The sequence below is a fragment of the Rhodococcus mengyinensis genome, assembly GCF_048381435.1.
Classification (GTDB): domain Bacteria; phylum Actinomycetota; class Actinomycetes; order Mycobacteriales; family Mycobacteriaceae; genus Rhodococcus_F; species Rhodococcus_F opacus_D.
In genome coordinates this window covers 23,816-36,873 of the sequence record NZ_JBLWIT010000099.1, presented here as the reverse complement: position 1 = coordinate 36,873, position 13,058 = coordinate 23,816, and the positions used below count along the sequence as shown (strand labels likewise).

General features: G+C 68.8%; 14 protein-coding genes. 12 read left to right on the top strand and 2 right to left on the bottom strand.

Annotated elements, in window-relative coordinates; all coding sequences use genetic code 11:
* Positions 1 to 924, bottom strand: a 924-nt coding sequence (dapD, locus tag ACNJ7E_RS19195) for a 2,3,4,5-tetrahydropyridine-2,6-dicarboxylate N-succinyltransferase (protein ID WP_418340705.1), incomplete at its 3' end; no start/stop codon positions are given.
* Positions 925 to 1,065: 141 nt separating this feature from the next.
* Between dapD and ACNJ7E_RS19190 the strand changes: the two genes are divergently transcribed.
* From ACNJ7E_RS19190 to ACNJ7E_RS19140, 11 genes are all read left to right on the top strand, one after another.
* Positions 1,066 to 2,019, top strand: coding sequence for an SMP-30/gluconolactonase/LRE family protein (locus ACNJ7E_RS19190; RefSeq protein ID WP_418340704.1), 954 nt, complete (start codon positions 1,066 to 1,068; stop codon positions 2,017 to 2,019).
* 41 nt (positions 2,020 to 2,060) lie between these two features.
* A complete protein-coding gene (gene dapE, locus ACNJ7E_RS19185) occupies positions 2,061 to 3,134 on the top strand; it encodes a succinyl-diaminopimelate desuccinylase (protein ID WP_418340703.1) in 1,074 nt (357 codons plus the stop codon).
* Positions 3,135 to 3,176: 42 nt separating this feature from the next.
* Positions 3,177 to 3,977 carry an LOG family protein gene (locus tag ACNJ7E_RS19180; RefSeq protein WP_095867262.1) on the top strand — a complete coding sequence of 267 codons (801 nt, stop codon included), beginning with the start codon at positions 3,177 to 3,179 and terminating at the stop codon, positions 3,975 to 3,977.
* A complete protein-coding gene (gene log / locus ACNJ7E_RS19175) occupies positions 3,977 to 4,534 on the top strand; it encodes a cytokinin riboside 5'-monophosphate phosphoribohydrolase (RefSeq protein ID WP_005239232.1) in 558 nt (185 codons plus the stop codon). The genes ACNJ7E_RS19180 and log overlap by 1 nt, the downstream gene beginning before the upstream one ends.
* Before the next feature lie 84 nt (positions 4,535 to 4,618).
* Positions 4,619 to 6,394 (top strand): long-chain-acyl-CoA synthetase, encoded by a 1,776-nt coding sequence (locus tag ACNJ7E_RS19170; RefSeq protein WP_280783496.1) that lies wholly within the window; start codon positions 4,619 to 4,621, stop codon positions 6,392 to 6,394.
* 93 nt (positions 6,395 to 6,487) lie between these two features.
* Positions 6,488 to 7,387 carry a dihydropteroate synthase gene (folP, locus tag ACNJ7E_RS19165; RefSeq protein ID WP_418340702.1) on the top strand — a complete coding sequence of 300 codons (900 nt, stop codon included), beginning with the start codon at positions 6,488 to 6,490 and terminating at the stop codon, positions 7,385 to 7,387.
* Positions 7,384 to 8,343, top strand: a complete 960-nt coding sequence (locus tag ACNJ7E_RS19160) for a glucosyl-3-phosphoglycerate synthase (RefSeq protein WP_011598038.1) — start codon at positions 7,384 to 7,386, stop codon at positions 8,341 to 8,343. The genes folP and ACNJ7E_RS19160 overlap by 4 nt, the downstream gene beginning before the upstream one ends.
* A gap of 52 nt (positions 8,344 to 8,395) precedes the next feature.
* Positions 8,396 to 8,707, top strand: coding sequence for a DivIVA domain-containing protein (locus ACNJ7E_RS19155; RefSeq protein ID WP_280783498.1), 312 nt, complete (start codon positions 8,396 to 8,398; stop codon positions 8,705 to 8,707).
* Entirely contained in the window at positions 8,704 to 9,279 is a 576-nt protein-coding gene (locus tag ACNJ7E_RS19150) for a DNA-3-methyladenine glycosylase I (protein WP_283332884.1), read from the top strand. The genes ACNJ7E_RS19155 and ACNJ7E_RS19150 overlap by 4 nt, the downstream gene beginning before the upstream one ends.
* 150 nt (positions 9,280 to 9,429) lie before the next feature.
* Positions 9,430 to 9,597, top strand: coding sequence for a DUF3117 domain-containing protein (locus ACNJ7E_RS19145; protein WP_003936084.1), 168 nt, complete (start codon positions 9,430 to 9,432; stop codon positions 9,595 to 9,597).
* 90 nt (positions 9,598 to 9,687) lie between these two features.
* Positions 9,688 to 10,530: a putative RNA methyltransferase gene (locus ACNJ7E_RS19140; protein ID WP_280783500.1), complete on the top strand. Its 843-nt coding sequence runs from the start codon at positions 9,688 to 9,690 to the stop codon at positions 10,528 to 10,530.
* 9 nt (positions 10,531 to 10,539) lie between these two features.
* On the opposite strand, the gene glgA is transcribed toward ACNJ7E_RS19140, so the two are convergent.
* The gene (gene glgA / locus ACNJ7E_RS19135) at positions 10,540 to 11,709 is read right to left on the bottom strand and encodes a glycogen synthase (RefSeq protein WP_283332886.1); all 1,170 of its coding nucleotides are present in this window, start codon (positions 11,707 to 11,709) and stop codon (positions 10,540 to 10,542) included.
* A gap of 121 nt (positions 11,710 to 11,830) precedes the next feature.
* On the opposite strand from glgA, the gene glgC reads away from it, so the two are divergent.
* On the top strand, positions 11,831 to 13,045 hold the full coding sequence (gene glgC, locus ACNJ7E_RS19130; RefSeq protein WP_005239253.1) for a glucose-1-phosphate adenylyltransferase: 1,215 nt from the start codon (positions 11,831 to 11,833) through the stop codon (positions 13,043 to 13,045).
* Positions 13,046 to 13,058: the final 13 nt, after the last annotated feature.

Genomic DNA, 13,058 nt, shown 5'->3' with positions numbered 1-13,058 from the left:
TTCCACGCCGGTGCCCTTCCACGGCACGACCTCGACGGCTCCCGACACGGAGTTGCGACGGAACAGCAGGTTGGACTGGCCGTTGAGTTCCTTGGCCTTCACGACGGTGCCGTCCGGCCCGGTGACCTTGGTGCCCGCGGTCACGTACAGGCCGGCCTCGAGGACGCAGTCGTCGCCGAGCGAGATGCCCAGACCGGCGTTGGCGCCGAGCAGGCAGCGCTTGCCGACGGAGACGGTCTCCTTGCCGCCACCGGACAGGGTGCCCATGATCGAGGCGCCGCCGCCCACGTCGGATCCGTCATCGACGATCACGCCCGCGGAGATACGGCCTTCGACCATGGAGTTGCCGAGCGTGCCGGCGTTGAAGTTGACGAAGCCCTCGTGCATCACGGTGGTGCCGCTGGCCAGGTGGGCGCCGAGGCGCACGCGGTCGGCGTCGGCGATGCGGACGCCGGACGGGACGACGTAGTCGACCATGCGCGGGAACTTGTCGACACCGAACACGGTGACCACACCGCGGATGCGCAGACGCGACCGCACCTTCTCGAAGCCCTCGACCGCGCAGGGGCCGAAGTTGGTCCACACCACGTTGGACAGCAAGCCGAACAGACAGTCGAGGTTGACGCCGTGCGGGGTCACGAGGCGATGCGAGAGGAGGTGAAGGCGCAGGTAGGCGTCGTGCGCGTCGGCCGGCGGCGCGGACAGGTCGGCGATGGTGGTGCGCACCACGACCTGGTCGATCTCACGCGCCTCGTCAGGTCCGGCGAGAAGTGCCAGATCGGAGGGGATGTCGCCACCCTCGATCCGCACGGTGCCCGCGCTGTCGAAGTTTCCCAGCTCGGGCGCCGGGAACCAGGTGTCGAGGACCGTGCCGCCGACGGTCACGTTGGCGATGCCTACTGCTGATGCTCCCTGTGTGCTCACGGCAGTAGAGGTTACTGCCTCATTACTCGGGCATTCCCAGCGGTCGTTATCGGGGCGTGATCGAATCGAAACCGAGCGGGTTCCGGGCGGGTGGGGGAGTATGCACGGGGCACGTGGGACACACCGGGAAAGGTCGTGGCAATGCGCATTTCGAGGTTGGGTCGATTCGTCGGAGGCGGCCTGCGGGCGGCGGCAGCGGGCGCACTGCTCGCGGGCATCGTGTCGGTGGTGGCGCCGCAGACCGCGTCCGCCGCCCCGGTGTGCCCGGGCGCCGGTCAGGCACCGGTTCTCGTGGGGCGGGTGCCGGGTGCGGCGCTCGAGGGAGTCGCCGTGGACGGCGGGGGTCGCCTCTACACGACGGACCTCATGAGCGGGCGCGTGTTCCGCCTCGACGCCCCGGGAGCCCCCGCGGTCCCGGTCGCGACGGTGCCGGACGGCGGGGCCGGGGCGCTGGCCTGGGCGTCGGACGGCTCGCTGCTGGTGGGATACGGCGCGGACGCCCGCGTGTTCCTCGGCGACATCCTGCGTCCGGGCGCGATCGCGAAGCTGAACACCGCGACCAACGTGCTCACCCCGTTCGTATCGGGACTGAGCGCGGCCAACGGACTCGATGTCGCCGCCGACGGAACGGCATACGCCACCAACGACTTCGGAACCCAGATCGGGCGGGTGTTCCCCGACGGGCGGGTGGAACCCAACTGGGCGACGCTGCCCAGCGCCAACGGGGCGGTGCTCGGCGCGGACGATCGGTACCTCTACGTGTCGCGGACGTTCGTGAATCCGGGTGTGAGCCGGATCCCGCTGGCGAACCCGCGAGCACCCGAGAGCATCCTCGACCTGTCCGGTCTCGACACGTTCGCCGCGCCCGATGGCCTGGCCCTGGACTCGCGAGGCCGTCCGGTGGTCCCGGCCAACGTGCGCGGCGAGATCTGGCGCCTCGACTCGCCAGGGCAGTACTGCGTGCTGGCGTCCGGTCTGCCGACGTCGAGCATGGTCGTCTACGGGCAGGGGTCCGGCGGCTTCTCGGCGGGACGGCTGTTCCGCATCGGTTTCGACGGTGCGATCTACGAGATCCCGGGCGGCGTCGACGGGTAGCAACGCCCGAGCGGGCGGACGGGTCGGCTTAGGGTGGACGGGTGAGCCCACTCGACCTCCACGCCGATCCCATCGACCTCACCGCCGCCCTGGTGGACATCCCGAGCGTCTCGCACGACGAGTCGGCGATCGCCGCCGCCGTCGAGTCGGCGCTGCGGGAGCAGACCACCGGCTTCGAGATCATCCGCAACGGCAACGCCGTGCTCGCCCGGACCGATCGGGGACTGCCGAGCCGGGTGATGCTCGCCGGTCACCTGGACACGGTGCCGATCGCGGACAACGTGCCCTCGCGGCGTGAGGGCGATCTCCTGCACGGATGCGGAACGGTCGACATGAAGTCGGGCGACGCGGTGTTCCTGCACCTCGCTGCCACGATCGAGAATCTCGCGCACGATCTGACCCTGGTGTTCTACGACTGCGAAGAGATCGCAGCTGTGCACAACGGGCTCGGACGGATCGAACGCGAGATCCCCGACTGGCTGCGCGCGGACGTCGCGATCCTCGGCGAGCCGACCGGAGGTCTCATCGAGGCGGGGTGCCAGGGCACGTTGCGGGTGACGCTGACCACCCGCGGCACCCGCGCGCACTCCGCGAGATCGTGGCTGGGCGACAACGCGATCCACCGCTTCGCCCCGGTCCTGCAGCGGCTGTGGGACTACACGGCGCGGTCGGTGGACATCGACGGCTGCGTGTACCGGGAGGGGTTGTCCGCCGTGCGGATCGCAGGCGGCGTCGCAGGCAACGTGGTTCCCGACGCGGCGGAGATGGACGTGAACTTCCGCTTCGCCCCCGACCGCAGCGCCGAGCAGGCGATCGACCACGTGCGGGAGGTCTTCGACGGGATCGAGCTGGGTTTCGAGGTCACGGACCTGTCGCCGGGAGCCCTGCCCGGGTTGAGCGACCCGGCGGCTGCGGCCCTGATCGAGGCGGCGGGTGGCGAGTTCCGCGCCAAGTACGGGTGGACCGACGTCTCGCGGTTCTCCGCGCTCGGCATCCCGGCCGTGAACTACGGTCCCGGCGACCCGAACTTCGCCCACAAGCGGGACGAGCACGTGCCCGTCCAGCAGATCACCGACGTGACGACGGTGCTGCGCGCCTATCTGAGCGCCCCGTGACTGCCCGGTGCCCCGAACGGGCCACCCGCTAGCCTGGGGCGCATGGCACCCGAGAAGAACACTCACGGCCGGAAGTCCTCGTCCGTGAAGCACCGGGGTCCGGTGCAGTTGAGGCGCGCCCGCAAGGACGACACCACCACCACCGACGAGCGGTTGCTCGACGAGCGGGGATCGACCGACTGGGTGCACACCGACCCCTGGCGGGTACTGCGGATCCAGAGCGAGTTCATCGAGGGGTTCGGTGCCCTTGCCGAGGTGCCGCGCGCGGTCACCGTCTTCGGTTCCGCACGCACACCGGACGGCCACCCGGAGTACGAAGCGGCTCGGGCGCTGGGTGCGCGCCTGGCCGAGGCGGGTTACGCCGTCATGACCGGCGGCGGCCCCGGCGTCATGGAGGCGGCCAACCGCGGTGCCAGCGAATCGGGTGGTTACTCCATCGGCCTCGGTATCGAGCTACCGTTCGAGGAGGGCCTCAACGAGTGGGTCGACCTCGGCATCAACTTCCGCTACTTCTTCGCGCGCAAGACGATGTTCGTGAAGTACTCGCAGGCGTTCATCTGCCTGCCCGGCGGGTTCGGGACGCTCGACGAGCTGTTCGAGGCGCTGACTCTGGTGCAGACGCGCAAGGTCACGAGGTTCCCGATCGTCCTCTTCGGCACCGAGTACTGGTCCGGGCTCGTGGACTGGTTACGGGGAACTCTCCAGCGCAGCGGCAAGATCTCGGAAGGTGACGTCAATCTCTTGCACGTCACGGACAGTGTGGAGGAAGCGGTGCAGATCGTCATACGGTCGCAGCAGGGTGTCGACGAAGCCGCCCTGCTCGGAACGGAGGATCAGTGGTGATGCCGAAAACTGTTCCGACGCAACCGTTCTCGGTGTGCGTCTACTGCGCGTCCGGACCCGTCGACGACCATTTCCTGGAACTCGCGGCCCGGGTCGGCACCGAAATCGGCAAGCGCGGTTGGCAACTCGTGTCCGGCGGCGGCAACGTCTCGATGATGGGCGCGGTGGCCGAGGCCGCCCGCGCCGCCGGGGCCACGACCGTCGGTGTCATCCCGAAAGCTCTGGTGCACAGGGAGGTCGCCGACGTCGACGCCGACGAGCTGGTGGTCACCGACACCATGCGTCAGCGCAAGCAGATCATGGAGGATCGGGCCGACGCGTTCGTGACTCTGCCCGGCGGTATCGGCACGCTCGAGGAGCTGTTCGAAACGTGGACCGCGGGCTATCTCGGCATGCACGAGAAGCCGGTGGTCCTGCTCGATCCGCACGGTCACTACACGGGGCTGCTCGACTGGCTCGACGGGCTGCGGGGCGGCGGTTTCGTGGCGCAGCGCGCCCTCGACAGGCTGCTCGTCCGGGCCGATGTCGGGGAGGCGCTGGACGCCTGCGTGTCCTGAGGCGGCGTCCGGTCCGCGTCGTGGCGCACGTTGTTACCGTGCAGTAAGGTGACCTGACTCATACTGCAGGCCTGAGGGGATGTCATGCGTTCTGAAGCTCGTTCGACGATCGGGGTGGTCGACCTCGCGAAGCGGTTGCCGGCCATGATTCCGGAGCTGCCGATCATGGCGAAGGGGGTCCTCGGCCTGATCCGGACCCCCGACGCGAGGGAATCGATCGGCCTCGTCTTCCAGCGCGTCGCCGCGGCGCACCCGCGGCGCACGTTCCTGCGGTTCGAGGGCGAATCGCTGAGCTACCGGAACGCCAACATCCGCGTGAACCGCTACGCCCACGTGCTGGCCGACCTCGGAGTGGCACGCGGGGACGTCGTCGGGATCCTGGGCAAGAACTCGCCCGAGACGCTGCTCATCGCACTCGCCGCGGTCAAGCTCGGCGCCGCCGCCGGGATGCTGAACCACAACCAGCGCGGAGATGTACTTGCCCACAGCATCTCGCTGCTCGACAGCCAGGTCCTGGTGGTGTCCGAGGCGTGCGGCGAGGCCATGGACTCGCTCGACGAACCGCCCGCCGTGCCCTCGGTGCTCTACTTCGACGACCTCGACCGGCTCGCCGAGAAGGCCGAAGACGACAACCCCGAGGTGTGCGAGCAGATCCAGGCCCGGGAGAAGGCCTTCTACATCTTCACCTCCGGCACCACGGGACTGCCGAAGGCCAGCCTGATGAGCCACTTCCGCTGGCTCAAGAGCATGTCCGGGCTCGGCAACATGGGCGTCCGGCTGCGCGGCAGCGACGTCCTGTACTGCTGCCTGCCGCTCTATCACAACAACGCGCTGACGGTGTCGCTGTCCTCGGTGCTCGGGTCGGGTGCGACGCTCGCACTGGGCAAGCAGTTCTCGGCGTCCAAGTTCTGGGCCGACGTCGAACTGAACCGGGCCACCGCGTTCACCTACATCGGTGAGCTGTGCCGGTACCTGCTGAACCAGCCCGAGAAGCCCGGCGACCGCGACAACTCCATCCGGCTGATGGTCGGGAACGGTCTCCGCCCGGAGATCTGGTCCGAGTTCACCACCCGGTTCGGGATCTCCCGGGTGGCCGAGTTCTACGGCGCCAGCGAGTGCAACATCGCGTTCGTCAACGCCCTCAACGTCGACCGGACGGCGGGCATCTGCCCCTTGCCGCACGCGGTGGTCGAGTACGACGAGGACAGCGGATCGCCGCGGCGGCACTCCGACGGCAGGCTGCGGAAGGTGCGCACCGGCGACGTCGGACTGCTGCTGTCGAAGGTGACGGACCGGGCGCCGTTCGACGGATACACCGATGAGGAGGCCACCGACAAGAAGCTCGTCCGCGACGGCTTCGAGGACGGCGACTGCTGGTTCGACACCGGCGACCTGGTGCGCCGCCAAGGGTGGTCGCACGTGGCGTTCGTGGACCGGCTCGGCGACACGTTCCGCTGGAAGGGGGAGAACGTCGCGACCACCGAGGTCGAAGGCGCACTCCTCGCGCATCCCGCGGTCGAGCACGCCGTCGTCTACGGCGTCGAGATCCCCGGGACCGACGGTCGCGCCGGGATGGCCGCGGTGACGTTGCACGAGAACGAGAAGTTCGACGGTTCCGACGTCGCGGAGTTGCTGTTCCAGCGGCTGCCGTCGTACGCGGTGCCGCTGTTCGTCCGCGTCGTCGACTCGTTGGAACAGACGTCGACGTTCAAGAGCCGCAAGGTGGAACTCCGCAAGGAGGGCTACGACGTCGAGGACACCGACACGTTGCACGTGCTGTCCGGGCGCAGCGACGGGTACAAGCCCTCGTACGACGGGTACGTCGACGAAGTGGCGAAGGGTTCGCTCCCCAAGGGGTAATGCGGCTACGCCGCCCGTGAGTACTTGTTAACCGCCCGCCGTTAACAAGTACTCACGGGTGGTGTCGATTTCGCTGCGTGCAATATTGGTGACATGGCCGAGACAGACGTACCGCCCGCGCCCGACCACCCGTCGCCCACGCTGTGCGGGCGCCCCGTGGCGGTCGATCGTGCGCTCGTGATGGCCATCGTGAACCGGACACCCGATTCGTTTTACGACCGCGGTGCCACGTTCACCGATTCCGCCGCCATGTCGGCGGTCGACCGGGCTGTCGACGAGGGTGCCGACCTCGTCGACATCGGTGGTGTGAAGGCCGGACCGGGTGACGTCGTCGACGCGGCGGAGGAGACCCGGCGGGTGGTGCCGTTCGTGGCCGCGATCCGTGAGCGCTACCCAGAGTTGCTCATCAGCGTCGACACCTGGCGCAGCGACGTGGCCCGGCTGGCCGTCGCGGAGGGCGCCGATCTCATCAACGACACGTGGGCAGGCGCCGACCCTGTGCTCGTCGAGGTGGCCGCGGAGACGGGCGCGGGCATCGTCTGTTCGCACACCGGGGGAGCGGTTCCGCGGACCCGCCCGTTCCGCGTCCGCTACGCCGACGTCGTCGCCGACGTCCTCCGGGAAGTGGTGTCGGCCGCCGAGAACGCGGCCCGGCTGGGTGTGCCCGCCGACTCGATCCTCATCGATCCGACCCACGATTTCGGGAAAAACACCTATCACGGGCTCGAGTTGTTGCGGCGAGTGGAAGATCTTGTAAATACGGGATGGCCAGTGCTCATGGCGCTGAGCAACAAGGACTTCGTCGGGGAGACTCTAGGGGTAGATCTCGTCGAGCGGTTGGAGGGAACATTGGCAGCGACAGCGATGGCCGCCGCAGGAGGCGCCCGTGTCTTCCGTGTCCACGAAGTTGCCCCCACGCGTCGAGTGGTGGACATGGTGGCCGCGATTCAAGGCCGGCGCGCACCGTCCCGCACCGTGCGGGGGCTGGCATGAGTGCCGTGGGGGCCCGGGCGGCCCGCACGATGGTGGCGGAGGAGCGAACCCCTCGCAGCTGGGCCGAGGCGAACAGCTGGGACCAGCCGTCGTGGAGCATCGCCGAACTCGAACGGGCCAAGGCTGGGCGCACCGTCTCGGTGGTCCTGCCGGCGCTCAACGAGGAGGAGACCGTCGCCGCGGTGGTGGACACGATCCACCCGCTGCTCGGTGGTCTGGTGGACGAGTTGATCGTGCTCGATTCCGGATCGACGGACCTCACGGCGGAACGCGCACGCGCGGCGGGCGCCACCGTCATCAGCCGGGAGGAGGCGGTGCCCGCGTTCCCGCCCGTGGCGGGCAAGGGCGAGGTGCTGTGGCGTTCCGTCGCCGCGAGCACCGGTGACCTCATCGCCTTCGTCGACTCGGATCTCATCAACCCGGATCCGGCCTTCGTCCCGAAGCTGCTGGGACCGCTGCTGACGGCCGACGGCATCCATCTCGTGAAGGGCTACTACCGCCGGCCGCTCCGCCTGAGCGGCACGGAGGACGCCAACGGAGGGGGCCGGGTGACCGAGCTCGTGGCGCGCCCCATGCTGGCCTCGCTCCGGCCGGAGCTGACGTGCGTGCTGCAGCCACTGGGCGGCGAGTACGCGGGCACCCGGGAGTTGCTGTCGGCGGTCCCGTTCGCCCCCGGCTACGGCGTCGAGATCGGCCTGCTGCTCGACACGTACGACCGTCTCGGACTCGGGGCGATCGGCCAGGTCAATCTGGGGGTGCGCAAGCACCGTAACCGCCCGCTGTCCGAACTCGGGGTTATGAGCAGGCAGATCATCGGCACGATGATGCGGCGCTGCGGGGTGCCCGACTCCGGGGCGGGTCTGACCCAGTTCCTGGTGGACGGCGACTCCTTCGTCCCGACGACGACGGACGTCGCGCTGGCCGATCGCCCGCCGATGAACACGGTGTGCCCCTGACCGCGCGCACCTGAGGAAGGTTGCTGTCGGACGTCCGTGACAGGATCGGGGCATGGTGACAGCCCTGCTCTATCTGCTCGTCATGGCGTTCGTCGGCGCGATGCTGTTCCTCGCCGCCAGTGCGGTGTTCGGCCGTTCCGAGGAACTCGCGCCCCTGCCGCCCGGCACCACACTCACGGCCCTGCCCGCCGAGGGTGTGACGGGTGCCGACGTGGAGGCGTTGCGTTTCCAGCAGACGGTGCGGGGGTACAAGGCCAGCGAGGTCGACTGGGCGCTGTCCCGGCTGGGCCGTGAAATCGATTCGCTGCGTGAGCAGTTGGCGGCGGTCGAAGCCGCGTCCGAACGGCCGGGTGATGCCTCGTGACAGCCCCCGACGACCGGGTGCGGTGCGCGTGGGCGGTCGACACGGACGGGTCCCGGCTGTACCGCGACTACCACGACCTCGAGTGGGGTCGTCCGCTGCACGGCCGCGACGAGTTGTACGAGAGGCTGTGCCTCGAAGCGTTCCAGTCGGGATTGTCGTGGATCACGATTCTCCGTAAACGCGAGGCCTTCCGGGCCGCGTTCGCCGGGTTCGATCCGGAGGCCGTGGCCCGCTACACCGAACGGGACGTGGCACGCCTGCTCGAGGACGCGTCGATCGTCCGGAACCGGGCCAAGATCGAGGCGTCGGTGAGCAATGCGCGGGCCCTCCTGGAGTTGTCGGACACCGACCTCGACACCCTGCTGTGGTCGTTCGCCCCGCCGCCGCGCCCGAGCCGCCTCGCCACCGTGAACGACGTCCCGGCCGTCACTCCGGAGTCCACCGCGATGGCGAAGGAATTGAAGCGCCGCGGGTTCAAATTTGTGGGCCCTACCACTGCTTATGCACTCATGCAGGCCACCGGGATGGTGGACGACCACGTGGCCGCCTGCTGGGTCCCGATCACCGCCTGAACTGCCGGTGGACCTGCCTATTCGTGACTCAGGTTCCCGGTACTCGTGTCCATAGGGAAGAATGGATGTCACAAGCCTCGCCGAGTGTTGGCGGGGTGCCAAAATTTGTCGAGGCGCAAGCAGGCAGCGCAGATCTGGAGGGAGCAGAGGATGGCGGCCATGAAGCCCCGGACCGGGGACGGTCCCCTCGAAGCAACCAAAGAGGGACGAGGAATCGTCATGCGGGTTCCGCTCGAGGGTGGTGGACGTCTGGTTGTCGAGCTCACCCCGGAGGAAGCTGCCGCACTCGGTGAAGAGCTCAAGGGCGTCACCAGTTAGTCGAGTGCGGAGAGAACCTCACAGGGCAGGCCCCGTCGCCGTTCTCGGTGCGGGGCCTGTTCCGTGTCCGGAACCGGGAGGCGAACGTTCGTGCTGGCCGATGTGACCGACCTGCTGGCGTGCCCGCAGTGCCGGTCCCCCGTGGAACTCGACGAAGGCACGATCCTGTGCGACCAGGGGCACGCCTTCGATGTGGCGCGGCAGGGCTACGTGAGCCTGATGACCGGGGCCGGCGGCAAGTTCGACGGCGACAGCCCCGAAATGATCGCCGCACGTGCCGACTTCCTCGGCGGCGGCAGCTTCGACCCGCTGATGGATGCCGTCGCCGACGCCGTGGTGGCGGGCACCGGACCCGGCGACGATCCCCGGATTCTCGAGATCGGCGCGGGCACAGGCCACTACCTGGCGCGCGTCCTCGACGCCGTCCCGACCGGCCGGGGAATCGGCCTCGACGTATCCAAGTACGCGGCCCGGCGCATCGCCAAGGCGCACCCACGCGCCGGAGCAGTGGTTGCCGACGTGTGGCAACACCTTCCGGTGCGGGACCACGTGCTCAGCCACGTCCTGTGCGTATTCGCGCCGCGCAACGCCGACGAGGCGCACCGGGTGCTCGCCGAGCGCGGGTCCCTGGTGGTCCTCACCCCCACGGAGCGGCACCTGGGGGAGCTCGTGGACCTGCTCGGCATGGTCCGGGTGGACGACCGGAAGGTCGAACGTCTCGGGGCAGCGATGTCCGGGCGATTCGAGCGCACCGACCACGTGGCCGTGGAGTACCCGATGTCTCTGTCGCACCTCGACGTGGCCCGGCTCGTCGGGATGGGGCCGTCGGCACGGCACCTCACCGCCGACCGGCTGGCGTCCTCGATCGCGGCGCTGCCGCAGGACTATCCGGTGACGGCGTCGGTGACGGTGTCCACCTACACCCGGCTCTGAGCTCGTCGCTCAGCGCCGGGACAGCGCGTCCTGGTAGACGTCGAGGGTCTGCTGCGCGATGGCAGCCCAGGAGAACTCGGCGATCGCCCGCGCCCGTCCCGCCTTGCCCATCGCCTGGGCGGTGCCGACGTCGGCCGCGATTGTGTTGACCGCCTCGGCCAGCGCCTGTTCGAACGCCTCGGGCTCGTACGAGTTGTAGTGCACCAGACGGCCGGTGACCCCGTCCTCCACCACCTCGGGGATACCGCCGACATCGGACGCGACGACCGCGGTCTCGCAGGCCATGGCCTCGAGGTTCACGATCCCCAGCGGCTCGTACACGGACGGGCACACGAAGACGGTTGCGGCCGACAGGATCTCCCGCACCTGGTCGGTGGGGAGCATTTCCCGCACCCAGAACACGTTGCCCCGATGTGCCGCGAGCGCGGCGACGGCCTGCTCGGTCTCGGCGGCGATCTCCGGGGTGTCGGGGGCTCCCGCGCACAGCACCAACTGGATTTCGGGCGCGAAGTGGTGTGCCGCGGCGATCAGGTGACCGACGCCCTTCTGCCGGGTGATGCGGCCGACGAACGCCACCATCGGCTGGTCCGGGTCGACGCCGATCTTCGCGAGGGCGGAGTCTCTCGGACCTGCGGGCCCCGCGTGCCAGACGGACGTGTCGATCCCGTTGCGCACCACGTGGACCCGGTGCGGGTCGACGAACGGATACGCGTCGAGGACGTCGAGTCGCATCCCGGCGCTCACGGCGATCACCGCGTCGGCGTGCTCCACGGCGTTGCGCTCGGACCACGAGGAGATGCGGTAGCCGCCGCCCAGCTGCTCCGCCTTCCACGGCCTCCGCGGCTCGAGGGAATGGGCGGTGAGGATGTGGGGCACGTCGTACAACGCGGACGCCAGATGGCCCGCCAGGCCGGTGTACCAGGTGTGGGAATGCACGACGTCGGCACCGGTCGCGGCGTCCGCCATACGCAGTTCGGCGGATAGCGTCGCGAGTGCCGGATTGGCCCCGGCCAGGGCGGGATCGGGGGTATGTACGACCGCTCCGATGCGCGGAGCGCCCATACAGTGCACGTCCACCTCACACAGCTGCTTCAACTGAGCAACCAGTTCGGTGACGTGTACACCCGCACCGCCATAGATCTCCGGTGGGTATTCCTTGGTCATCATCGCCACCCGCACCGGCCTAACGTAACCGTCCGGGCCGCTTCGGGCCACCGCTCTCGGACACATTCAGGTATCGGAGAAACCGTGACTCGGCGCTTCGCTGGCGGGGGGAGTGGCCGCCCGATAGGTTGACAGGGTGAGGAGCCAGCCACATGTGCTTGGAATCGTGCTCGCCGGCGGCGAGGGCAAACGTCTCTATCCGCTCACCGCGGATCGGGCGAAGCCTGCTGTGCCTTTCGGAGGCGCCTACCGGTTGATCGATTTCGTGCTCAGCAATTTGGTCAATGCGGGATACCTCCGCCTGTGTGTTCTGACGCAGTACAAGTCGCACTCGTTGGACCGCCACATCTCTCAGACGTGGCGACTGTCCGGGTTCGCGGGTGAATACATCACTCCCGTTCCCGCGCAGCAACGTCTGGGCCCGCGCTGGTACACCGGTAGTGCGGACGCGATCCTGCAGTCGCTGAACCTCGTCTACGACGAGGATCCCGAGTACATCGTGGTGTTCGGTGCCGACCACGTGTACCGGATGGACCCGGAGCAGATGGTGCAGCACCACATCGAGTCGGGTGCGGGAGTGACGGTGGCCGGAATCCGGGTGCCGCGCAGCGAGGCGTTCGCGTTCGGCTGTATCGACAGCGACGAGTCGGGCCGCATCGTCCAGTTCCTCGAGAAGCCGGCGCATCCGCCGGGAACCCCGGACGACCCCAACATGACGTTCGCGTCGATGGGTAACTACGTGTTCACCACCAAGGTGCTCGTCGACGCCATCCGGGCCGACTCCGAGAACTCCGACTCCGACCACGACATGGGCGGCGACATCATCCCCGCGTTGGTCGAGGCGGGCGAGGCGTCCGTGTACGACTTCAAGGACAACATCGTTCCCGGCGCCACCGACCGCGACCGGGGTTACTGGCGCGACGTGGGAACGCTCGACGCGTTCTACGACGCCCACATGGATCTCGTGTCGGTCCACCCGATCTTCAACCTCTACAACCGTCGGTGGCCGATCCGCGGTGAGACGGAGAACCTGGCGCCGGCCAAGTTCGTGCAGGGCGGCCTCGCGCAGGAGTCCGTCGTCGGGGCCGGGTGCATCCTGTCCGCGGCCACCGTGCGCAACTCCGTGCTCAGCTCCAACGTGATGGTCGACAGCGGCGCGACGGTCGAGGGCAGCGTCCTCATGCCCGGTGTGCGCATCGGCAAGGGGGCCGTCGTGCGCCGCGCGATCCTCGACAAGAACGTGGTCGTCGGCGACGGCGAGATCATCGGCGTCGACCTCGAGCGCGACAAGCAACGCTTCGCCGTCAGCAACGGCGGCGTCGTCGCCATCGGCAAGGGCGTCTGGATCTAGCGGGAGGGCCCCG